The sequence below is a fragment of the Capnocytophaga sp. oral taxon 332 str. F0381 genome (assembly GCF_000318275.2).
GTDB classification, from domain to species: domain Bacteria; phylum Bacteroidota; class Bacteroidia; order Flavobacteriales; family Flavobacteriaceae; genus Capnocytophaga; species Capnocytophaga bilenii.
Genome location: NZ_KB291347.1, coordinates 57,866 through 81,528 on the forward strand (window position 1 = coordinate 57,866; position 23,663 = coordinate 81,528).

Sequence of the window (23,663 nt, forward strand, 5' to 3'; positions counted from 1 at the left end):
TTTCTTTGCTATGTAAAAAAAAGCTCGTACCTTTGCAAACGCAATGAGGGTGGTAGCTCATTGTAAAACTTCAAATAATAGTTTTCATAATTTAAAGTTTTGGTTGGTTAATGGAAAAGTCCGATAGCAATATCGGGCTTTTTTTTTGCTCCCATTCACGCCCTAACTCGAGCGAAGGTTCAGCGAAGGAAAGTCGGCGAGCTGGCACAGCCGAGTATGTGACGAAGGAAAAATCAAAAATCAAAAGTTTTTTTGGAAATTAAAAAAAAAGTTATATCTTTGCCCCAAATTAACCATCCAATAGCCAATCAACAAAATGATGAACATTTTAAAACATTAATATATAATGAAACACCTTTTACTAACAGGTTCGCTATTAGCCTTATTAGTTGGCTGCAAAACTACTACTACTTCACAAAATTCTACTACAAACAACGAAAAAATGAATTACCCCACCACTAAAAAAGGAGATGTAGTTGATAACTACTTCGGAACACCCGTGCCCGACCCCTACCGCTGGCTTGAAGACGATAAATCAGCAGAAACCGCTGAATGGGTAAAAAAACAAAACGAATTTACTTTCGCCTACCTCTCTCAAATCCCCTACCGAAATACTATCAAAGAAAAACTACAAAAGCTTTGGAACTACGAAAGAATAGGAGCGCCCTTCACCGAAGGCGACTACACCTATTATTATAAAAATGACGGATTGCAAAACCAGTCCGTATTATACCGCAAAGACAAACAAGGAAAAGAAGAAATATTCCTAAATCCCAATACCTTTGCTGCCGATGGCACCACCTCTCTGGCAACCATAGCGTTTACTGAAGATGGTAGCCTCGTAGCTTACTTGATTTCTGAAGGAGGAAGCGACTGGCGCAAAGCAATAGTACTAAACACTAAAACAAAACAGCAAGTAGGCGATACACTTGTTGATGTAAAATTTAGTGGTGTAGCTTGGAAAGGCAACGAAGGATTTTTCTATTCTAGTTACGATAAGCCAAAAGGTAGTGAGCTATCGGCTAAAACCGACCAGCACAAGCTATACTATCACAAGTTAGGCACTCCACAAAAAGAAGACGTACTTATATTTGGAGGTTCAGCTGCCGAAAAGTACCGCTATGTAACGGGAACAACTTCTGAAGACGGTCGCTACCTATTCATTTCAGCAGCCGACGCCACTTCGGGAAATAAACTATTTCTCAAAGACCTCACCCATCTCAAAAACCCTTTAGTAACAATTACCAACGATTTAGAAAGCGACATTCACTTTCTTACCGTCAGAGATAAATACATCTATTTTGAAACCAACCGCAATGCCCCCAACGGTAAACTCGTAAAAGCAGCTGTAGATAAGCCGCAACCCGAACATTGGCAAGAAGTAATCCCCGAAACAGAAAATGTACTAAGCGTATCAACAGCAGGAAACTACATCTTCGCCACCTATATGGTAGATGCACTTTCACAAGTGAAACAATACGACTACAATGGCAAGCTTATACGCCAAATCACCCTGCCTGCTTTGGGTACAGCTTCAGGATTTTATGCTAAAAAAGGAGAAACACACACCTATTATACATTTACCAACTATGCCTACCCTCCACAAATATACAAATTAGATTTAGCAACAGGAACTGCCGAACTCTATTGGAAACCCAACATCGCCTTCAATAGCGATGATTACCAAACAAAACAAGTATTTTACCAAAGCAAAGACGGTACAAAAGTACCAATGATCATCACCTATAAAAAAGGACTCCAACTCAACGGAAATAACCCTACCTTATTGTATGGATACGGAGGCTTCAACGTTAGTTTGCCACCCTCATTTGGTGTAGTGAATGCAGTTTGGATGGAATTAGGAGGTGTATATGCTGTTGCCAACCTACGAGGAGGTGGCGAATACGGAAAAAAATGGCACAATGCAGGTACAAAAATGCAAAAACAAAACGTATTTGACGATTTTATAGCTGCTGGCGAGTATTTAGTAAAAGAAAAATATACTTCACCTTCCTATTTAGCTATCAAAGGAGGTTCTAACGGAGGATTATTAGTGGGCGCAACAATGTTACAACGCCCCGACCTATTCAAAGTCGCATTGCCCGCAGTAGGAGTACTCGATATGCTTAGATATCACACCTTTACAGCAGGCGCAGGCTGGGCGTATGACTACGGCACCGCCGATGACAGCAAAGAAATGTTTGAGTATCTGAAAGGTTACTCACCATTACACAACGTAAAAGAAGGAGTACAATACCCCGCAACCCTCATAACCACAGGCGATCACGACGATAGGGTAGTACCAGCACACAGCTTTAAGTTTGCAGCCGAATTGCAAGCAAAACAAACCGGCAGTAACCCTATACTTATAAGGATAGAAACCAATGCAGGACACGGCGCAGGCACACCTGTTAGCAAAATAATAGAACAAAGTGCCGACGAACGCGCCTTCACCCTCTGGAATATGGGTGTAAAAGAGTTACCAAAAAAATAATAAAAAAGAGAAAGTATAAAATATTTTGGGAAAATAACACGAGTGTTTTTTTATATCTACAACACTTTTCTTAAACAGATTTTTTTAATGTTTTTTTACATTTCAGTAAATAACAGTTTGTAAAATGTAAAAGAACTGTTAAATTTCTATGTTTGTGAAAAAATTAATGTAATTAAGTTTGCGGGTATAAAATAAAATGCGTACGTTTGCACCCTAATTAAATGTGAATTTAAACAATGTTTATGGCAAGAAGAATATTTGTAGTGCTACTGTTACTTATGGTAACAACTGCGTGTATGCGTGGTGGTGGCGATAACAAAGGAGAGCTTGTAGGTGTAGGAGGTAAAAGCTGGAAACAACCTACGCCCTATGGTATGACGCTTATTCCGAGTGGTTCTTTCATTATGGGTAGTTCCGATGATGATAAAACTGCGAGTTTTAACGCTACGGTAAAAACTGTGAGTGTAGGGTCATTCTATATGGATGAAACTGAAATCACAAATAGTGAGTACAGACAGTTCGTCAATTGGGTACGCGATTCTATTATCCGTACACAATTAGCCGATATGGCTGAGCAAACAGGTCAAACTTCTGGAGGCGGCGGTATAGGTGATTATGCCTATCTTGACGCTAATACCGAGAAAATGAATGCTTGGCAACAGTACTTGCAAAATACTTACGGCGACCAAAAAGCCCGAAAGCTGAACAAGAAAAAACAGCTTATATGGGATGTTAACAAATTCCCCGATGAGTACTATTCAGAGGTAATGGACAAAATGTACCTACCTGAAGAACAGGCTTATAACGGAAAGAGAATTATGGACGTGCAAAAATTCGAGTTTAAATACCAATGGCTCGATATGGAAAAAGCTGCACGTGCAAGAGGTAACCGTAAAGACTTTATAAAAGAAGAAATAGTAAAAGTTTATCCTGACACTACTGTTTGGATTCGCGACTTTAACTACTCTTATAACGAGCCAATGCATAATGACTACTTTTGGCACGAAGCTTATGGTGAATACCCTGTAGTAGGCGTTACTTGGATACAAGCTAAAGCTTTCTGCGAATGGCGTACTCTGAACAAAAATGCTTACCAAAAAGCAAAAGGCGATTATACAGTGAATGCCTTCCGCTTACCAATTGAGTCAGAATGGGAATATGCTGCACGTGGAGGACTACCAGGAGGCACCTACCCTTGGGGAGGACCTTACGCTTATGACGATAAAGCTTGTTTCTCAGCAAACTTTAAACCTTTGCGAGGCGACTATGCTTCAGATAATGCCTTATATACTGTTGAAGCAAAATCATACGAGCCTAATGGATATAACCTATATAATATGGCAGGTAACGTATCGGAATGGACTAACACTTCTTATGACCCTAACTCATACGAATATATGTCGACAATGAACCCTAACGTATTGGATGATAGCAACAGACGTAAAGTAATACGTGGTGGTTCTTGGAAGGACGTTGCCTTTATGTTACAAGTAAATACCCGTGATTATGAGTACCAAGATTCTGCTCGTAGCTACATAGGATTCCGTACAGTACAAGACTTTATGGGTATTAGCGAAAAACAACAAGCTAAATCAGCTCGTGGATTTAGATAAAAAACAATAATAACAAAAATAGAAAATCAACTTATTTAAACAACAATTAAAAAAAAATAGTATTATGGCAGGAAGTAAATTGCAAAAAAAGATTTTTAATTACGCTTATGGTATCGGTGCCTCTGTGGTAATCGTGGGAGCGTTGGCTAAGATTTTGCATACAGATATTATGGGTATCAACGGTAGCGTACTGTTGGCTGTAGGTATGGGTACAGAAGCTTTGATCTTCTTTATGTCGGCTTTTGAACCAATAGAAGAAGAATTGGACTGGTCTTTGGTATATCCAGAATTAAAAGGTGGAGCTCCTGTAGCACGCCAAGTAGCTCAAGTACAACAAGTAATTGACCCCGTTGAAGAAAAAGTATTGAAAGAATCGCTATCAGAAAAATTAGATAGCATAATGGAAGAAGCTAAGATAGATGCTAACTTAATGCGTAACTTGGGTAAATCAATAGAAAACTTTGCTGATGCTACCAAAGAAATAGCTCCTATTGCTGGTACTTTGGCATCTACTCACAAGTTTGGCGAAGAATTATCTGAAGCAGCTTCTAACTTAGAATCATTGAATAGCCTATACAAATTACAATTAGAAAGAACAGAACGCCAAGTATCTGCTCAAGCTGGTATCGCCGATAACCTCGACACCCTAAATCAGCAAGTACTTTCATTCAAAGATAACTTGAAATCATTGAACACTATCTATGGAGGTATGCTTTCTGCTATGGGAGGAGCGCGATAAGAAATAAAATTAGTTAACAACTTATTAAAAAATAACAGCTTATGGGAGGAGGTAAGGCAAGTCCTAGACAGAAGATGATTAACCTGATGTATATGGTATTCTTGGCGATGATTGCTTTGAATATGGGTAAGCAAGTGCTTGATGCATTCGGGTTAGTTAATTTAAAATTTGAAACGGCGAATACACGTTCGGCGGGTGTCATAGATGCTGCGTTTGAAGATTTGCAAACTAAAGCAAGTGAAAACCCAACTCAGTACGCTCAGATTTTGGAACAAGCCAAACAAATTAAAGCATTATCATCAGATTTGTATAATTATATTGGCGAGTTTAAAACAGGAGTGGAAGACGTTATCGGGCAAAAAGATGTCCCTGTAGATGAAAAAGATTATCAATCAATGGATAAATCTGATTATACAGACCATTTGTTCTTTGCTGAGGGTGCTACTAAAGGGGATGAGTTCGTAAACAAAATCAATACCTATCGCGAAGAAATCCTTAAAATATTAGGTACTAACAAAGCTTACGCTTCATTGGCAGCTAAAGTAAAGGATAACTTTAAAACAGACGATAGAAAAGATAGAGATGGTAACACTGTAAAATGGTTGTCTTTTAACTTTGAAGGTTTCCCTTATATTGCTACCTTAGCTAAATTCTCAATGATGCAATCAGATATCTTGTCAGTACAACAAGACTTTTTCTCTGAGGCTTTAGCAGGAAGCTTGAAATCTCAAGTATCTATGACCAATTATACTACTTTGCTTGAGCAAGGTAAAGGTGCTTACTACCAAGGTGAAAAATTTGATGGTGCTATCGTATTGGGTCGTAAAGACCCTTCTACTCGCCCTAACCAAGTAGATATATCATTAGATGGTAGAAAATTATCAGCCAATGAATATAGTATTGAAGATGGTCGTGTAAAACTAAACGTTAGTGCTGGTAACACAGGTGAACACAAAATCACAGGTAACTTGTACTTTGACCAAGAAGGTGAGCGTATTGCAGTACCTGTATCACAATCATTCTCTACAATACCTAAACCAAATTCAGCAGTTATTTCGGCTGATAAGATGAATGTTGTGTATCGTGGTGTTGATAACCCTATTACAATTTCAATGCCTGGTGTTCCTGACAATAAAATTATGGCTTCAGGGCAAGGACTTTCAAAAGCATCAGGTACTGGTGCTTGGGTAATGAGACCAGGACAAGGTAAAGATGTTACTATCACAGTTACAGGTGAGCTTGACGGTCAACGCTTTAGCTCTTCAAAATTATTCCGTATTAAGAGTATTCCTCGTGCTTCTACAAGCATCGGTGGACAAATATTGGAAGCTAAATTGCCAAAAGCTAACTTAGGTGTACTTCCTATAAATGCAGTACTTGAAGACTTTGACTTCGACTTGAAGTTGCAAGTAAATGAGTTCAAAGTATTTATACCAGGACAACCTAGTGTAGCTGTAAAAGGTAACAAGTTCAACGAAGCTGCAAGAAATGCTGTGATGCGTGCTAAGAAAGGTGATAAGGTTCAGATATTTGATGTAAAAGCTAATATAGTAGGTAACTCTACACTTAAATTACCTCCTGTATCGCCTATCACTGTTGAAATAACAAACTAAGAATTATATGTTGTATATGAAGAATATAATAGTACTATTAATTTTACTCTTTGCTTTTCAGTTGTCTTCGGCACAGGTGAATATTTTGAATGCTAAAGTAGCTTCAGAAATAGGAGTGAAAACAGCAGCTCAAAAGGAAGCTGATAACGACAGACCGCTACCTTACGGGTATGTAGATGATCGTGATATTCTTTGGTCGGTAGAGGTATGGGAAGTAATAGACCTTAACGAACGTGCAAACTTTCCGCTTTTGTTTCCTACAGATACATTGGAGGTAGATGCTTACAGACGTTCTCTATACGATGTATTGCTAAAGAATATCAAAAATGGTAAAATAAAGGATTTGTATTCTGACTCTTATTTTACTCAAACAAAGACAACAGCGCAAATAGAAGCATCTATGTCTAAAATAGATACTTTGGATGTGGGATATGAAGAATTGAATGCAGGACAACCTCTTTCACCTGAATATATCACAAGACGTAACTTAGAGGCTTCAGATATTGCTCAGTATCACATTCGTGGTATATGGTATTTTGATAAACGCCAAGGTGAGCTTAAATATCGTTTGTTAGCTTTAGCTCCTGTTGCTCCTGATGTAAACTTTATAGACTCTGATGACTCTACAATGTCGGCATTAGTACCTTTGTTTTGGATATTTTACCCTCAGGTGCGTGAGATATTACACGAGGCTAAGACTTTCAACAGAAAGAATGATGCTCGCCCAATGTCATTTGACCACTTACTGAATGCTCGTATGTTTAGCTCGGTGATTTATCAGGAAGCTAACGTATATGGCGATAGGAAAATAAAAGATTACATTCCTAATAATGCCTTGTTACAACTCTTAGAATCGGATAAGATTAAAGAGAAGATACGTGATAGGGAACAGGATATGTGGGCAAACTAATTTTAAATTCACACAGTATTCATAACTGTTTTGAAAGTACGTATTTTGAGTGTACTTTTAAAACAGTTATGATTTTTTAAAAACACAAAAAAGGATAATTAAGTATGAAAAAATTTATTACTTTTCTAATTACTAATTTCTTAGTGATTGTTTTTAGTAATTGGCTTATATTGGAGATTGTACATCCTTTATGGGCTGGTTATTGGTTGAAAATAGGCACTGTGGTTACGCTATTGGTGCTTTGTAGCGTTTATCCGCTTATCAATGGCATCAAATTATGGTATGCTCGCCATTTATGGCTTTATGGGGCTGTGGTAGCTATTTTGTTTTCGTATTGGTTTTTTGCTACCTTAACTTTTGAACAAGCAAGCGTGTTATGGTCGTTGAAAACAGCTATTGAAGGAGCTACTTTCGGGCAAGTATTTGGTATGTGGATTGCTTATCCAGCGTTGATAATGATGAATTACGGTTTAGGGAAGTACTTTTTTAAAGAAAATCAATTATTGAGTAAATATGAATATTAAGAATGCACAATTGGAGGTTGATAATTGGATTAAGGAGCACGGCGTGCGCTATTTCAATGAATTGACGAATATGGCTCAGCTTACTGAGGAGGTGGGCGAGGTAGCTCGTATTATTGCGAGGCGTTATGGTGAGCAATCAGAAAAAGAGAGTGATAAAGATAAAGATTTAGGCGAAGAGCTTGCTGATGTAGTGTTTGTAGTACTTTGTTTGGCAAATCAAACAGGTATTGATTTACAGGAGGCTTTTGATAAGAAGATGATTAAAAAAACGAAACGTGATCATCAGCGGCATCAAGATAATAAAAAACTCAGAGCTTAGTACTCTGAGTTTTTTTATGGTTGATAATTTACTCTTCTTCTTCGTAAGTATCATCATCGTCTTCGTATTCCTCCTCTTCATATTCTTCTTCATCAGGAGTTTCATTCTTTTTGGCTTTTGCCACTGATTTTTTTCCTTTTTTAGGTTTTGATGGCAGTTCGTTGTGTTTTAACCATTCTCTGATTTGTTTTTCTAATTCTTCAGCCAATTCAGGGTTATCCTTCAACATTTTGAGGGCAGCATCTCGTCCTTGTCCCAATTTTGTTCCTTGGTAGCTAAACCAAGCACCACTTTTTACTATAATATCGGTATCTACCCCTATATCCAATATTTCACCTACTTTTGAGATTCCTTGTCCGAATATAATGTCAAATTCTGTACTTTTAAAAGGAGAGGCTACTTTGTTTTTTACGATTTTTACTTTAGTGCGATTTCCTATAATTTCGCCATTTCCGTCTTTAATTGCTGCAGTGCCTTGAGGACCTCCTGCTTTTCTGATATCGATACGAACTGAGGAGTAAAACTTAAGTGCATTACCTCCTGTAGTGGTTTCGGGGCTACCGAATGATACGCCTATTTTATCACGCAATTGGTTGATAAAAATAACAATACAATTTGCTTTGCTGATGCTTCCTGTGATTTTTCGCAGTGCTTGCGACATCAAGCGAGCGTGTAGTCCCATTTTAGAATCACCCATATCGCCGTCTATTTCGCTTTTTGGGGTGAGGGCAGCTACAGAGTCAATTACGATAAGGTCTACAGCTGCTGAACGTATAAGAGCATCGGCAATTTCAAGAGCTTGTTCTCCACTATCGGGCTGGCTTATTAGGAGTGTTTTTACATCTACGCCAAGGCTTTGTGCATATACAGGGTCAAAGGCGTGTTCAGCGTCTATAAAGGCTGCTGTTCCTTTTGCTTTTTGTACTTCGGCGATAGCGTGTAGAGTGAGGGTCGTTTTCCCTGATGATTCAGGCCCATATATTTCAATAACACGCCCTTTGGGATATCCTCCTACGCCCAATATAGCGTCAATACCTATAGAGCCTGTTGAGTATACTTCTACATCTTCTACGGGCGTGTCGCCCAAGGCGCGTACAGTTCCTTTTCCGTAAGCCTTATCCAATTTTGCAAGTGTTAGTTTTAAGGCTTCTTTACGTTGTTCTTCTACGCTTACTTCTTTATTATTTTTTGCCATAATTGTCTTATTTTTTTAGCGTTGCAAAGGTAGTGATAATAATTTTAAAATGCAAATGATTTCCAACTTAAGGATTGCTATCGGGTAGGGGATAGGTAGTGAGTTGTAGCTCTTTTCCGTCAAATAAGGCATAGGTGTAGTAATGTATCCAATCCCCCGTATTGATGTAAGTAGCCCCCCCTTTTAGGGGTATTGTCATTGGCAAGTGCCTATGTCCAAACAGAAAGTAGTCATAATGAGCGGTTTGTAGCTTTTTTAGGCAATATTGCACCAGCCATTCATTCTCCTCACCCAAAAAGTGAATATCTTCAGCACCCGATATAAGCTTGTTTTTCACCGATAAATATTGTGCCAAACGCACCCCAATATCAGGGTGTAGCCATCTAAAAAGCCATTGGCAAAAAGGGTTTGTAAATACCTTTTTCATCCGTTTATAACCCTTATCACCAGGGCCTAATCCATCACCGTGCCCCACCAAAAAACGCTTCCCACAGCACACAATTTCTTGCGGCTTATGAAACACATCTATGCCAAGTTCTTTACTGAAGTAATCATTCATCCATAAGTCGTGGTTACCTACAAAGAAGTAAATAGGAATCCCACTATCGCGAAGCTTCGCCAGCGTACCCAAAGTGCGTACAAAACCCTTAGGCACTACCGTTTTGTATTCAAACCAAAAATCAAAAAGGTCTCCCAGCAAGAAGATAGCCCCAGCCTCATCTTTTATTTGTTCCAGCCAAGCCACAAACCGTCGCTCGCGTGGCAAGCTTTCGGTAGCTGTTGGGGCTCCAAGATGATTATCTGAGGCAAAATAAAGATTCTTACCTGCTTCTAAGGCTATTTCTATCATTTTTTACCATTTACTTTCCCCAAATAATGGTCTAAAGCCACCGTCATCGAAGGGCTTTCTGGCGATGGTGCTTTTATATCAATCACCAAGCCAGCCTCTTCAGCCGCCTTCAATGTTGTATCTCCATATACCGCTATACGCGTCTTCTTCTGCGAAAAATCAGGAAAACTCTTAAAAAGAGCCTCTATACCCGCCGGACTGAAAAACGTCAGTATATCATATTTATTATTCTTTATAGCCGAAATATCGCAGTACACCGTACGATAAAAAACCACACGCTCCCATTTTATCTTCAAATTATCAAGCGCCAATTCAGCTTCTGGTTTAGGAACATCCGAACCAGGAAACAAAAACTTCTCCTCTTTATACTTCTTCAGTATAGGCAAAAGTTCCGAAAATTCCTTTTTGCCCACATATATCTTGCGCTTTCTGTAAGTAATATACTTCTGCAAATAAAAAGCAATTGCTTCCGATTGGCAGAAGTATTTCATCGTATCAGGTACTTTGAAACGCATCTCTTCAGCTATGCGGAAGTAGTGGTCTACCGATTTTCTACTCGTTAGTATTACAGCTGTAAATTTCGTGAGATCTATCTTCTGCATTCTTACATCTTTAGCTGTCATACCTTCCACTTTCACAAAAGGTACAAAATCTACTTTCACATTATGGTTCTCAATGATTTGAGCGTAGGGCGAGTTATCAGCTTTTGGCTCTGGCTGCGAAACTAAGATTGATTTTACTTTCATAGTATATTTCTTTACACTTCTCTAAAGGTTGCTCTTTTATTCATTGCCAAACAGTGTTTTTACACCGTAAAACAAATAAACATAGGGCGCGATTTCAAGGGTGCAAAGATACAAAATAAAATATAATAAGTATGATTTTATTTCTTTACGATTTGCATTTATAATTTTTACCCAACTTAATATGCTGATTATCAGTAGCAACAATAGTAAAGTGTATAGTAATATTCTGTTTATCATTTGGCTATAAACGCCTATAAAAAGTACTAAAATCATCATTATTGAGGCGTATGATGTATAAGATATGCGGCTGAAGATGTATTCTTTGCTGAACTCCGATAGCTCAAAAAGACTGCTTATCCATCGTTGGAAAAGTAGTTTTATGCTCAGAACTATTATAACTATCACCAAGAGTTCAAGATACATAAAGCGTTGGTTGAAGAGTTGAGTGATACCTTCACTTTTAAGCCATATATACAGAAATAAGGAAAGACTGATGCATTGCAAGAAGTATAGAACGATGGTAAAGAGGTGTCCTCTTGTTTCTTTTTTCCCGTAGATAACAATATATTTGTTATTAACAAGCAAGCGTTGGTAATCGGCGAAGTGTTTTGGGTAAAAGGTACGCAAGAAAGCCACCAGTCCAAAGACCAGTAGGAAGGCAGGAAATACCCAGTTTAGGTATGAAGTATGTAGAGCTATTGATTCCAAAGAATGTGTTATTGTATGCTTAAGCTATCAGTGTTGTTAATTTGATCTACCTTGTTGATTTGATCGAGCTCTGGCTGTTTAGATTCACTTTTTGGGGTAGGACGATTTTGCATAGCTTGGAGGCTATCGCTTTGTTCCTTTAGCCTTGTGTCTACGTTATGTACAATTTGGTCATATACTTTGGGAAAAGAAGCGTAATAAATCATATTTTGAGCGATAGCAATACTATCAGTACCATATTTGTTGTAGATGTATTCTTGGGGCGTTCCTTGCAGAGAATCAAGGTATTGCGCATCATAGTTTTTGATGCTTTCCAAGAGAGCCAAATCATACAGAAGTTGCTCCATTTGTTTAGCATCCAAAAAATGATCAGGTTTAGGCACTATATTCCTTTTGCAACCACCGAAAAACAAAGCAATTACTACAATATACAAAAAACTCCTCATAGCCTAACGATTAAAACATACCCGCGCACCATAGAAAGCAGGGATAACCCCACCATTATCATACGCCAAATTACCATTCACCCACGTACTTACAATGCGACTGCAGAAGCCTTGCCCTTCCATTGGGCTCCAACCACATTTATACAGCAAATTATCTTTTGCCACCACCCAAGGAGAGTTCATATCCACCAATACCACATCAGCAAAATACCCCTCACGCAAGTAGCCCCTATCAGCAATATCAAATAAAATAGCAGGGTTATGACACATCTTTTCTACAACTTTTTCTACCGAAATAACGCCCTCCTGAACTTTTTCAAGCATCGCAACCAACGAATGTTGCACCAAAGGCGCCCCCGAAGGAATACGACCATACCCCACCTGATGCTTTTCCTCCCACGTATGAGGCGCGTGGTCAGTAGCAATCACATCCAAGCGGTCGTCCAATAGTGCAGTCCATAGCGCACTCCTGTCCTCAGCCGTCTTTACTGCAGGGTTCCATTTTATCAGGCTACCCTTTTCAGTGTAATCAGCATCGCTAAACCACAAGTGATGCACACACACCTCAGCGGTTATTTTTTTATCTTTTAGCGGAATATCATTTCTGAAGAGAGCCGTCTCGCGAGCAGTAGATAGGTGAAATACGTGTAGGCGAGCCCCTGTTTTTTTAGCTAGGGCAATAGCCCTACTGCTCGATAAGTAACAAGCCTCAGCACTCCGTATCAAAGGGTGAGTCCCCATCGGAATATTTTCCCCATACACCGACTCGTAATAAGCCAAGTTTTTACGTATAGTAGCCTCATCTTCACAATGCGCCGCAATCACCAAATCCACGTTGCTAAAAATCTCCTCAATAGTACACTCGTTATCCACAAGCATATTCCCAGTCGAAGAACCCAAGAAAAGTTTTACCCCAGCACAAGCCTTGCGGTCTAAGCGCTTCAGTTCTTCCAAGTTATCATTAGTACCCCCCAAGAAAAAAGAATAATTAGCATACGAAGTACGTCCAGCAATAGCAAATTTTTCCTCCAAACGCTCAATACTTATAGTTTGAGGCATCGTATTAGGCTGCTCAAAAAAAGTAGTAACCCCACCAGCTACAGCCGCTGCACTTTCACTCCCAATAGTCGCTTTATGTGTCAACCCAGGCTCACGAAAATGCACTTGGTCGTCAATAGCACCAGGCAAAAGCAATTTACCACCAGCATCTATCACCTTACAATTCCCTACAGGGGTGATATCTTTTGCAATTTTCTCAATCCTATCACCAGAGATGAGTAAGTCGCCTTCTATGGTATGCCCATCGCTCACTATTAGGGCGTTTTTTATCAGTGTTTTCATATTTTTAGAAATTAAAGTTCAGAATAATACCAAATGTTTATACACACCACCGGCAAGCGCCTGCTGGTTAGCATACACAAAGCCCAATCTATTGTAAAGCCGCTCAGCTTCAGCATTATTCACATCCACCAGTAGCCCCAAAGGCAACCTATGAAGCCCCTTTAGGTGATTGATAAGTGCCGAGCCAATACCACTGCCCTGAGCCAAAGGCAACACACTCAGCGTATCTATGTAAAGTTCCCCAGCGCCAGTTTCATCTTCTAGTACAATTTCGGTGCCATAGCGTTCCTTTATAAGTTCCAGTACGGGCAACCGCAAAGCGTACAATTCGCCCCCATCATAAGCCACTACCGACCCCACTATGCCTCGCTCATCCTCATATACCCACGCATTTTCATACGAATACTGATTTCCCCCCTTTGCAAAAAGCAACTCCAGAAAACCAATACCCTCATACCTATCAGCACGCCCAATCATCTTATAAACAATCTCTTCCATAGCCTGAAACATTAGCGGAGCCACCGCTGTAGCATCCTCAGGTCTTGCCGCTCGTATCATATATTTAAGTCAAAAAAATCAATTTATCTATGAGTTCTTCACCCAAAGCCTCATTAAGGTAAGCAATAATTTTGTGTTTCCCATAGCTCAATTCATTAGCAAGAGCAGGCGAATTGAGTTGTACGTATAAGGTTCGTTTATCAAGAGATACCAGCGTAGTATGTTTTGCCACCGCATCACCCAGAATATCACCCCAAAGCTGCGGAAGCCTAGCCCGCTGCAATCCACGTTTCAATTTTCCTTGCGCAATAATCAGCTCAATCACCTCACCCAGCGAATGCACATTCTTATCCACAAAATCCCTATCCTCAGCCACCATAGTTCCAAAAAAAATTACACTTTATTTCTTCTATCCTCTCCCCACAACAATTTGCTGCGAAGCGTTTTTACAAAGCTATCACCCCCTAAGCGTATCATCCGTACCACAAACGGAGCCCGTCTGATAATCACACCACGTTTGTTAGGCAACGACAATATTTGCGAATCCAGCGACAGCAAATACTTCTTCGCCCTGCCCGAAATAGAAAGCCTCACCTCCGTATCTTCAGGAATAATCAAGGGGCGAGCACTCAAGTTATGTGGTGCGATAGGCGTCAATACAAAATTCTTAGCAGTAGGCAAAATCACAGGACCACCACAACTCAGCGAATAGCCGGTAGAGCCCGTAGGCGTAGCAATCATAAGCCCATCAGCCCAATACGAACAAAGGTAATCACCATCCAATTCCGTATCAATAGTAATCATCGAAGCCGTATTTTTTCGCGTAACAGTAATTTCGTTCATCGCAAAATTAACCTCAGCCACAGGCGTCAAATCATCGCTAAATACAGCCTCTATTACCGAGCGCTCCACAATTTCGTACGAACGTTCTCGCAATTGTTGCACCACCGTTTGCAAGTTATCCTTATGAGCCGTAGCCAAAAAACCCAGCCTACCCGAGTTGATACCCAGTACAGGAATTTCCAAATCCCTAATATAGCCAATACTCTTCAGCAGCGTGCCATCGCCACCAATAGTCAGCATCACATCAAACGAATCGTCCAAGTCCTCAAAACCACCAAAACCACACAACCCCTGAAATCTATCACTATGCGTTCTAAGCTCATTTAGTATTTCATTCTCAACACACACCCTATCCCCATCGTTCAGCAACCCCAACAAAGTATCCAGTATCCCTTCATTTTCAGCACTATACTGCCGTATATAAATAGCTATTTTCATCTTCTTTTTTCATCCACAATTCAAAATTTTATTAGTTTTCTTATCCATATTTCTGCTTTGGTAACTCCGTATGATAATCCTGTAATAGCTATAAATAATGGCAAAGGAATACAAAACGAATTAATTACTCCTCCAGCAGCTGTATGTATTTTATCTATAAAGAAAAGTAGCATAGGCTCTTGCAACAAGTAAAAACTATAACTAATAAACCCAAAAAACAATAAAAATTTATTCTGAAAAACAAAACGTACTTTTTCAAATACTAATGGTATAAAAAACACTGCAATGATAGTTATAACAGTTATGAAATATTCCACAAAATATTCTTTTGACAATGTAGATAGTATAATAGCTACTAAAGTAATGCCACCCGAAAGATAAAGGTATTTATCTATTTGAGTTTTAAAATATAAATAAGCATAACATCCCCCAGCAAACCACCCATAATATATAAAAAGTTCTGCAATCTTCATTACAAATTCATTATGACAAACCAAAGATGTAATAATTGAAAAACACCATAGTATGAGCAGAAATAATATAGATTTATGGACGTTTTTTCTTAATAGAAAAAATACACCTCCAAAAATAGCATAAAACTTCACCTCTACAAATAATGTCCAAAAGCTGGGAGATAAAGCTTTTATAGTGTCTATATGCAATAGTTTTTTATAAAAGTACGGTTCTGTAAAAGTAAGACCAGGCAGGAGGTTGTAATATGGGATCCATTTCTCACAAAATAGATAATAACCCACATAGAAAAGCAAAGTAACGATTGCCATTGCAGGAAACAACCGCAACCAACGTTTATACAGAAAGTTAATAAAACTCCTGCTACGTTCTAAAGTCATCAAGATAACAAACCCCGAAATAAGAAAGAACAACTCTACTCCCAAGTACCCATATTTTAAAAGAGGAAAAGAAGCATATTCAAAGCCATAAGGGAAATGTTCATATCGCGCATAAGCGTGATACAACACCACCAGCCATACCGCTATTCCACGTATAGCGTCCAAATAATCAATCCTCTTTACTTTCATAATTTAAATCTTACAATTTACAATCTCTTTTACAAAAATCTCTCCCGAATTGAGCTCCTCAGTCTCCTTATTTGTCAAAAAATTATATTTATACTCCTCATAACGCCCCTTATCCACTACAGGAATAGAAAAATCAGCCTCAGCATCGTCAAAAAGTAAAACCTTAGTATTCAAGTACTCACCCAAAAAGTTAATAAACTGGTAAATGCGATGTATATTTTGCTTGTACACCAACGCATTCAAAAATACCAAAGGCTTTTCAGTAGCGATAGCATACCCTATCGAAGTACTATAGTGCGCAAGTACGCACACACTATTTTTTACCAATTCAGCCGTTTTGCCAAAAAGCACCTCCCTGCCCTCGTAGTAATTATGCGTCTTGTACAATTCTGCTTTCGGGTGAGCAGCTATTACCACAGGCAGCTGGTAAGCAGCCTCTATTTTTTTAAAAAGAGCATTTAGTTGTTTGTAATAAATATCTTCACCAATAGTAGCCTGTCCAAACATTTTAAAGTCAGGGTGAAAAGGAAAATACTCATCTAAAAAGACAATGTATTTATAAGCAAAAGGCACTTCTTTAGTATCTCTAATGCGCTCAAAATCACACGTGTTTACACCGATAATCTTCGCTTGTGCTACATCGTACTGCCACCCCAAGCCAATGTTACCCAATGAAGTTCCACAGTTAAACACATATTTGTATTTCTGTACATACCCTATCTTTTTCAGTAAGATAGCTCCCACCTTTTTCAGGTAACTAAAGTATTGTGAGGGTTGTCGTAATTTGTCAATGATTTTGTCAGTTACAGGCATCGCTGGGAACGCCCCACGAGTGAGAGCCACAAGCTGACAGTTGTATTTTTTAAACAACCTAAAAAGGCGCACCACTATATCTGTAAAGGTAAGCCGTGAAACAAAAAGCGTATCCTTAGAAAATCCAGCTATTACCCTCTCCAATTCACCAAACGAACCAATATAATGTATCTTTATCCCTTCAAACGATACTTCTTTGCAGAATGAAGGAAAGTACAACCGTGTCAAGTCTAAATACTCCACACAGCAACCTGCAGCAACCAATTGCCCCAAGTAGTAATCGTCATACACCTGCTGCGATAACGGCTGATAGTCAAAATATACAATGGTACGCTTTGTCATATCATCTCTGTGTTACAATGTAAAACCATCATCCACCACAATATTCTGCCCATTCACATATTCCGAAAGTTCCGATAGCAAGAATACTACAGTCCCCGATACATCCTTAGCGTCCAGCATTCCTTTGTTCAAGCAAAGTTCCTTATAAGCCTTCAAAAAAGGCTCAGGCTGGCGGTCTTCAATTCCTCCCAACGAAATGGTATTCACCCGTATGTGTTTCCCTTTAAAATACTTAGCCATATATTTTGTAAGGTGTATCAACCCTGATTTAATAGCCGCATATTCCACTGCAGATGTCATTGGTGTATTGTCGTAAATCTGAAAACGTGGTGCTATCACCCCATATATCGATGCCAAATTGATAATATTACCATACCCTTGTTTGTAGAAGTACTTCGCAAATAGCTGTGAGGTAAGAAAATACCCCCCTAAGTTCATTCCCAAATTCTCACAAAAATCTTCGTACTCCACATCAAAAAAATGCTTCCCGAAATTTTTGTTACGAGGGTAAGCACTATTTACTAAAGCATCTATTTTGCCATATTTTTCTGAAATAGTAGTTATAAGTGCCGCAACAGAATCCTTGTTAGTAATATCTACTTGGGCAGGTACTATAAGGCTATTTCCCAAAGCATTACATATTTTTTCTGCTACCGAAAGGTCATATTCTGCCATTACAGCAATAGCTCCATTAGCAGCAATAGCTTGGCAAAACTCCTTGCCCAACAAGCCTGCACCTCCAGTAATTACCACTATTTTATTTTGTATCAATCCACTCATAATATATCTTTGTATAGCGTTATTTTTCTGTCGCTTTTTATAGGAAATTCCTTCCTATATTGGGCTACCTCCCCAAGGTCAATTTCATACACAGCAACTTCTTCAGAAAGTGATACCCCTTTCAGTTCCTCGCCATACGGCGATACAATTTCCGATGAAGCTACGTATTGTAAGCCATTACCATCTTTCCCTATACGATTTACACCCACCATAAACACTTGGTTCTCTATAGCCCTTGCTTTAATAAGTGCCTTCCAATGAGTTACCCTTCGTTCAGGCCAATTAGCTATATTTAGCAACACTTGGCAATCTTTAGAATATCCCTGATAAAGTTCCGGAAAACGCAAGTCGTAGCAGATAGTCAGCCCTATAGTTGCCCCTCCTATATTTACTTTTTTTAGGCTATTACCCGCTTGGTAATGAGCATCTTCATTAGCATACGAAAAAGGGTGTATTTTAGTGTAGGTAGTGAGCAGTGCTCCTTGTCCACTCACTACCACCAAACAGTTACTAGCCTTGTCACCTTTTGCTAAAACAACCCCAAAGGCTATATTTACACCATATTTTTTAGCTTGTTCTTCAAAAAAAGCAATCGTGTCAGAGCTCTCTTCCTCTTCTTTTATTCTTTCGCTCTCCATCGTAAATCCCGTAAGGGTCATTTCAGGATATACCACCAAATCTATATCAGTGCAGCGCGATGCAATAAGTGCCAATGTAGCTGCTACTTTTTGCTTGTTAGCAACCTTGTTTTCCCATTGCTGGTCAAGCGAAACTAATGCTATTTTCATTAGTTATATTTTCTAAATACAGGTTTTACAACTTCACCCACCAAGTATTTTTCCACTCCTTCCTCAAGTGCTTTTTTGTATACTTGTAAAGCTTTGCGCGTAGCTTCAAATGTTCTGTCTAATTCTCTTTGCTTATGAGCATACGAAAAAACAATTACAGGCATTAACACTCCGTTTTTAATCATTTCTTGCGAAAAAAGTGTCCTAAAAGCCATTGATACTTCTTTATTAGCATCTTTAGTAAGATAATAAGGGCTGCATTCTATACCGCCTGCTGAAAAGTAGTCCTCTATACCTAACTCTTTAGCAATAGCATTCATCCCAGCAACAATTTTAGTACCATAATCCCACAAATGTCCTATTACATCGTGTTCTTTATAGAATTTTATAGTCTCTACCAAAGCTCCTAAGCCACTCATCTCAGCTCCGTGAGTAGTTGAAGTCAAGAAAACACGTTCAGCACCTATTTCTTTAATGCCTCCAATCTTCATAAACTCGCGTTTGCCACAAAGAGCTGCTACCGAAAAACCATTTGCCATACCCTTGCCAAAAGTACATAGGTCAGGCTCTACACCATAATAAGTTTGTGCCCCTTGCAAATGCCAACGGAAGCCCGTAATCATTTCATCAAGAATAAATAAAGCCCCATTTTTATGGCATAAATCTCTTACTTTTTGCAAAAAGTTATCTTTAGGGTGTTCAGTAGTAGCAGGCTCTAAAATCACACCCGCCACTTCATTAGGATGTTGAGCAAATAAAACCTCTAATGATTGTATATCGTTATACCTAAAGTTTACAGTATGTTCGTGGCTTTCTTTAGGAATACCACGAGTAATTACAGTATCACCTATAAACCAGTCGTCATACGAAAAGAAAGGGTGGTCAAAACAACGGATAATATATTTCCTACCTGTATAAGCACGCGCCATCTTCACTGCTGCTGAAGTTACAGTCGAGCCATTTTTTGCAAATTTCACCATATCCACACTAGGTATAAGGTCTACCATCGCCTCAGCTGCTTCTAGTTCTATTACCGAAGCACGTGTAAGGTTATTACCCTTCCATATTTGCTCAATAGCTGCATTAGCAATTCTCTTTTCTCCATAGCCTATCGTAACGGCACGTAGTGCCATACCATAGTCTAAAAACTCCTTCCCATCAGGAGTATAAGTATAAGCCCCTTCACCTCTTTCAAATATTTGTGGGGCATTTTCAGGATATTGGTCATCACCACGACTATAGGTGTGGCAACCTCCAGGTATCAAATTATTTAATCGTTCGCTATAAGTCATCTTGTTATAATATATTTTTTAATTTTAATTCTAAAATTCTTTCTACAATATAGAAATCTACTATATCGTCTATTTCGTATGCTTTATATTTAGGTACTATGTAAGGCAGCGTAAGATGATGATAAAAAGTATGTTCTTTTATATAAAAGTTGATATCCGATAAATATAAAGAACCCTCAAAAAAATATAAATCATTTAAATCTTGCCTTCTTAACACTTTCATTTCTCCCAAATAGGGCTCTAATAATCCTTCTTTAGATAAATTTACCAAGAAAGTAGGATGAGTAGCTTCTACTTTCGAAACGCCTACAATACTTTTAGCAGTCTTATGATTTAATAACTGCTCTATAGCGGTATTTATATCTGCAACATCACGCAGTGGCGAAGTAGGCTCCAACAGCAGTATATAATCAAACTCCTGTCCTTGGCTGCGGTAGTAATCAATTGTGTGTAGTACAAATTCCGAAGATGGCGAAGTATCAGTCGCCAATTCCGCAGGTCTCAAAAAAGGTACTTTTATCCCAAAACTCTCAGCCACCGAAGCTATTTCGGCACTGTCAGTCGATACGAATATCTCATCAATATAGTTGCTTGCTTGGGCTTGTTCTATGCTCCAACCTATTAATGGTTTGCCACATAAAGGCTTTATGTTTTTATTAGGCAATCCCTTACTACCTCCTCTTGCAGGGATAATAGCCAATATTTTTTTATTATTATACATTGCTTAGCGTTCTAAATGTTTTATAAACTCTTGTGCGTGCTCGTAATCCACTGTTTTCCCAATGTCTATCCAATAACCTATAATAGGGTCATAAACCAATCTACCACCACTGGCTACCAAGCGCTCCATCACATCCGTTATATCACAATATTTTCCTCGCTCTATAGTAGAAATTAGCGAGCGCTCTAGTATATAAATACCAGCATTAGAGTGGTATATAAAGCTCGGCTTCTCTTTAAAGTTCGTTACTCGCCCATCTTTAGTCTCAAATACAGCATAAGGCACATCCACCTTGTATTCTGTCGATGCTACTGCCATAGCAGCCCCTTCATTTAGCAATTTTAGGTATAGTGATTCAAAGTCCACATTGGTAAACAAATCACTATTCATCACCAGCACGTGTTCCGTACTAAAGTCATCTATCAGAGCCAAAGCGCCTGCAGTACCCAGAGGTTCATCTTCCCACACATATTCTATAGTAATCCCCTTTTGGCTGCCATCACCCAAATAATCCACTATCTGCTCACCAAGATATTTTACCGATATATAGATTTTCTTAATCCCAAAACTAATCAATCGGTCTATATTATACTCTATAATAGGCTTACTCCCCAGCTTAAGCATCGGCTTAGGAATCGTATCCGTTAGCGGACTTAAGCGCTTCCCACGACCACCTGCCATTATTACCGCCTCCAAAGGAAGTTGAGCCTCTGTATATTCCAAGTCTATCAAATCCACCATCCTGCCTTCATCATCCAGAATAGGTAAAATTTTTATATCGCTCTTACGGTATTTCTTAAAACTCTGGTACGAAGATAGCTGGGTTAGGTAAGTAAAACCCTTGTAACAAATATCTCCCAACTTCTTTTCTAAATGCTGTTCACTTACTATCGCACGCCTTATGTCTCCATCAGTAACCGAACCTATCACACGCCCATTATCATCTACCACAAATAGTATCAACCTACTGATGTTCCGTAAAGCATTCAGCTTCTGCAAGCCCTCTACTAAGTTCTTATCCTTATGAATTAATAGGTCTGATCTCATTGTTATTTGTCAATATATTTGATAAGTTGAAAAGCCTCGGCATATTCTACTCCCACACTTGCTCCTCTATAAGTTGCTAATGCTTCTATATTTCTTAAACTCCTTGGAAAAGGATGCTCTCCTACCTCAGATTCATAAATTTTCATCAGCTCTAATTTTTCTTCTAAAAAAGATGAAATGTCTACAAAATAGTTAGGTATAAATACTTTTTCAGGTAACTGAGGTGCAAATTCAGTTTCAGAAATACATTCATACATAAGCACTTGTTTAATAAAAGGGTATCTAAAAGATTTTGTACAAGCCATTACTGCATCAAATGTAATTCTATGATCTGAATGAGCATCCGAACGATTCAAACAATACACTATTTCGGGTTCTATCTCAGTAAAAACTTTTGATATTTTTGGAACCATTTCAATCAATGTACTTGTTGAAAGGGACATTGTGGGATAATTCAATAAGAATACCTTTTCTACACCCAATGCCTCAGAAATTTTTTCTATTTCTTTTTGTCGGCTACAAACACGTTCTTTAGAGAAGCCACAACTTTCCAAAACATTAGTTACAATAAGCCAATATATCTTATCACCATTTTTTTTATGTTTTAACAAAGTCCCACCAGCTCCTAAAATCTCATCATCAGGATGTGCCGATATAACTATAACTTTTTTCATAAGTATTGTCCTTTTTTTGGAAGTTCTAAGAACTCGTGTTCTATAATTTGAATTGCCCCATCATATGTTTTTACAAGTATCTTGTTGTTTTCTACTTCTAAAACTTTTCCCGGCTCATAATTTACAAAAGTACAACTTTTTTTTATAACTTTCCATATTTTTACCTCTTTTTCTCCATCCAATTTTATATGAGCTCCTACATAAGGGTGCGTCAATGCCCTTACCAAATTGTAAATAGCTTCCGATGACATCCTAAAGTCTATCTGTCCATCTACTTTTCCTCTTTTTCTCCACGCATTACCCTCTGCTATATTTTGCTTTCTCCTTTCTATATTTTCACCTTTCAGTTCAAATTCTTTAGAAAAATCTATAATTTGCTTTATTGCAATTTCACCTACTTTTTTATAAAGTGTTTCAGCAGTATCAGTCTCTTCTATAGCTACTATTTCTTGTGAAATAATATCTCCTGTATCTGCACCCTCATCCATTATAAAAAATGTACTTGCAGTTCTTTTTAATCCTAAAAAAATAGCCCATATTAGGGGGTGACGCCCTCTGTTGTTGGGAAGTTCAGTAGGGTGAAAACCTACTACTCCGTATTTTGGAATTGATAATATCTCAGAGGGAAGTATATGCGACCAACCAAAACAATAAATCACATCAGGTTTTTTTTCTTTTAAGAAAGCTATAAGCTCTTCTTCATTATCCTTTTTTCTAAAAAAAACAGGAATATGATATTTATCCGTTAAAGGTGTTAAATCACAGAAATCAGCGTTAAAATCTGATTTTCTTTTGGTAATAACCCCCACTACATCAAAATTATGTTCTATAAGCGCCTCCAATGCTCTATATGAAAAATCAACAGTACCTATAAAAACTATTCTCATCT

The 23,663-nt window shown here is 38.5% G+C and carries 25 protein-coding genes; 7 read left to right on the top strand and 18 right to left on the bottom strand.

Annotation, left to right across the window (positions count from 1 at the left end):
* Positions 1–346: 346 nt before the first annotated feature.
* The 7 genes from HMPREF9075_RS12100 (at position 347) to HMPREF9075_RS12130 (ending at position 8,212) form a co-directional block, all read left to right on the top strand.
* Positions 347–2,494, top strand: coding sequence for a prolyl oligopeptidase family protein (locus tag HMPREF9075_RS12100; RefSeq protein ID WP_009416899.1), 2,148 nt, complete (start codon positions 347–349; stop codon positions 2,492–2,494).
* Positions 2,495–2,730: 236 nt separating this feature from the next.
* Positions 2,731–4,107: a gliding motility lipoprotein GldK gene (gene gldK / locus HMPREF9075_RS12105; RefSeq protein ID WP_009416900.1), complete on the top strand. Its 1,377-nt coding sequence runs from the start codon at positions 2,731–2,733 to the stop codon at positions 4,105–4,107.
* A 64-nt stretch (positions 4,108–4,171) separates the two neighbouring features.
* On the top strand, positions 4,172–4,846 hold the full coding sequence (gene gldL, locus HMPREF9075_RS12110; protein ID WP_009416901.1) for a gliding motility protein GldL: 675 nt from the start codon (positions 4,172–4,174) through the stop codon (positions 4,844–4,846).
* 41 nt (positions 4,847–4,887) lie between these two features.
* Positions 4,888–6,459, top strand: coding sequence for a gliding motility protein GldM (gene gldM / locus HMPREF9075_RS12115; protein WP_009416902.1), 1,572 nt, complete (start codon positions 4,888–4,890; stop codon positions 6,457–6,459).
* 7 nt (positions 6,460–6,466) lie between these two features.
* Entirely contained in the window at positions 6,467–7,369 is a 903-nt protein-coding gene (gldN, locus tag HMPREF9075_RS12120; RefSeq protein WP_009416903.1) for a gliding motility protein GldN, read from the top strand.
* Positions 7,370–7,473: 104 nt separating this feature from the next.
* Complete coding sequence (locus HMPREF9075_RS12125) at positions 7,474–7,893, top strand: hypothetical protein (protein ID WP_009416904.1); 420 nt, start codon at positions 7,474–7,476, stop codon at positions 7,891–7,893.
* Positions 7,883–8,212 carry a nucleotide pyrophosphohydrolase gene (locus HMPREF9075_RS12130; RefSeq protein WP_009416905.1) on the top strand — a complete coding sequence of 110 codons (330 nt, stop codon included), beginning with the start codon at positions 7,883–7,885 and terminating at the stop codon, positions 8,210–8,212. The genes HMPREF9075_RS12125 and HMPREF9075_RS12130 overlap by 11 nt, the downstream gene beginning before the upstream one ends.
* A gap of 28 nt (positions 8,213–8,240) precedes the next feature.
* Here the strand turns inward: HMPREF9075_RS12130 and recA are convergent, their stop codons facing one another.
* From recA to HMPREF9075_RS12215, 18 genes are all read right to left on the bottom strand, one after another.
* The gene (gene recA, locus HMPREF9075_RS12135) at positions 8,241–9,407 is read right to left on the bottom strand and encodes a recombinase RecA (RefSeq protein WP_009416906.1); all 1,167 of its coding nucleotides are present in this window, start codon (positions 9,405–9,407) and stop codon (positions 8,241–8,243) included.
* 67 nt (positions 9,408–9,474) lie between these two features.
* Complete coding sequence (locus tag HMPREF9075_RS12140; protein ID WP_009416907.1) at positions 9,475–10,257, bottom strand: UDP-2,3-diacylglucosamine diphosphatase; 783 nt, start codon at positions 10,255–10,257, stop codon at positions 9,475–9,477.
* Complete coding sequence (locus tag HMPREF9075_RS12145) at positions 10,254–11,003, bottom strand: uroporphyrinogen-III synthase (protein ID WP_009416908.1); 750 nt, start codon at positions 11,001–11,003, stop codon at positions 10,254–10,256. Before HMPREF9075_RS12145 ends, HMPREF9075_RS12140 begins: the two co-directional genes overlap by 4 nt.
* Positions 11,004–11,039: 36 nt before the next feature.
* Complete coding sequence (locus HMPREF9075_RS12980; RefSeq protein WP_009416909.1) at positions 11,040–11,711, bottom strand: DUF4271 domain-containing protein; 672 nt, start codon at positions 11,709–11,711, stop codon at positions 11,040–11,042.
* Between the two features lie 8 nt (positions 11,712–11,719).
* A complete protein-coding gene (locus HMPREF9075_RS12150) occupies positions 11,720–12,157 on the bottom strand; it encodes a DUF4296 domain-containing protein (RefSeq protein WP_009416910.1) in 438 nt (145 codons plus the stop codon).
* A 3-nt stretch (positions 12,158–12,160) separates the two neighbouring features.
* Positions 12,161–13,498 carry a dihydroorotase gene (locus HMPREF9075_RS12155; protein ID WP_009416911.1) on the bottom strand — a complete coding sequence of 446 codons (1,338 nt, stop codon included), beginning with the start codon at positions 13,496–13,498 and terminating at the stop codon, positions 12,161–12,163.
* Positions 13,499–13,516: 18 nt separating this feature from the next.
* Entirely contained in the window at positions 13,517–14,056 is a 540-nt protein-coding gene (locus HMPREF9075_RS12160; RefSeq protein ID WP_009416912.1) for a GNAT family N-acetyltransferase, read from the bottom strand.
* A 4-nt stretch (positions 14,057–14,060) separates the two neighbouring features.
* Positions 14,061–14,375 carry a DUF721 domain-containing protein gene (locus HMPREF9075_RS12165; RefSeq protein WP_009416913.1) on the bottom strand — a complete coding sequence of 105 codons (315 nt, stop codon included), beginning with the start codon at positions 14,373–14,375 and terminating at the stop codon, positions 14,061–14,063.
* A 14-nt stretch (positions 14,376–14,389) separates the two neighbouring features.
* Positions 14,390–15,277, bottom strand: a complete 888-nt coding sequence (locus HMPREF9075_RS12170; RefSeq protein WP_009416914.1) for an NAD kinase — start codon at positions 15,275–15,277, stop codon at positions 14,390–14,392.
* Between the two features lie 20 nt (positions 15,278–15,297).
* Entirely contained in the window at positions 15,298–16,317 is a 1,020-nt protein-coding gene (locus HMPREF9075_RS12175) for an acyltransferase (protein WP_009416915.1), read from the bottom strand.
* Between the two features lie 3 nt (positions 16,318–16,320).
* Positions 16,321–17,472 carry a hypothetical protein gene (locus HMPREF9075_RS12180; RefSeq protein ID WP_009416916.1) on the bottom strand — a complete coding sequence of 384 codons (1,152 nt, stop codon included), beginning with the start codon at positions 17,470–17,472 and terminating at the stop codon, positions 16,321–16,323.
* Positions 17,473–17,484: 12 nt separating this feature from the next.
* On the bottom strand, positions 17,485–18,252 hold the full coding sequence (locus tag HMPREF9075_RS12185) for an oxidoreductase (protein WP_009416917.1): 768 nt from the start codon (positions 18,250–18,252) through the stop codon (positions 17,485–17,487).
* On the bottom strand, positions 18,249–19,040 hold the full coding sequence (locus HMPREF9075_RS12190) for a nitrilase-related carbon-nitrogen hydrolase (protein WP_009416918.1): 792 nt from the start codon (positions 19,038–19,040) through the stop codon (positions 18,249–18,251). Before HMPREF9075_RS12190 ends, HMPREF9075_RS12185 begins: the two co-directional genes overlap by 4 nt.
* Positions 19,040–20,332, bottom strand: a complete 1,293-nt coding sequence (locus HMPREF9075_RS12195) for a glutamate-1-semialdehyde 2,1-aminomutase (RefSeq protein ID WP_009416919.1) — start codon at positions 20,330–20,332, stop codon at positions 19,040–19,042. The genes HMPREF9075_RS12190 and HMPREF9075_RS12195 overlap by 1 nt, the downstream gene beginning before the upstream one ends.
* A gap of 4 nt (positions 20,333–20,336) precedes the next feature.
* The gene (locus tag HMPREF9075_RS12200) at positions 20,337–21,053 is read right to left on the bottom strand and encodes a cytidylyltransferase domain-containing protein (RefSeq protein WP_009416920.1); all 717 of its coding nucleotides are present in this window, start codon (positions 21,051–21,053) and stop codon (positions 20,337–20,339) included.
* 3 nt (positions 21,054–21,056) lie between these two features.
* Positions 21,057–22,100, bottom strand: a complete 1,044-nt coding sequence (locus HMPREF9075_RS12205) for a nucleotidyltransferase family protein (protein ID WP_009416921.1) — start codon at positions 22,098–22,100, stop codon at positions 21,057–21,059.
* A gap of 2 nt (positions 22,101–22,102) precedes the next feature.
* On the bottom strand, positions 22,103–22,774 hold the full coding sequence (locus HMPREF9075_RS12210; RefSeq protein ID WP_009416922.1) for a PIG-L deacetylase family protein: 672 nt from the start codon (positions 22,772–22,774) through the stop codon (positions 22,103–22,105).
* Positions 22,771–23,661 carry a methionyl-tRNA formyltransferase gene (locus HMPREF9075_RS12215; RefSeq protein ID WP_009416923.1) on the bottom strand — a complete coding sequence of 297 codons (891 nt, stop codon included), beginning with the start codon at positions 23,659–23,661 and terminating at the stop codon, positions 22,771–22,773. The genes HMPREF9075_RS12210 and HMPREF9075_RS12215 overlap by 4 nt, the downstream gene beginning before the upstream one ends.
* Between the last annotated feature and the right edge of the window lie 2 nt (positions 23,662–23,663).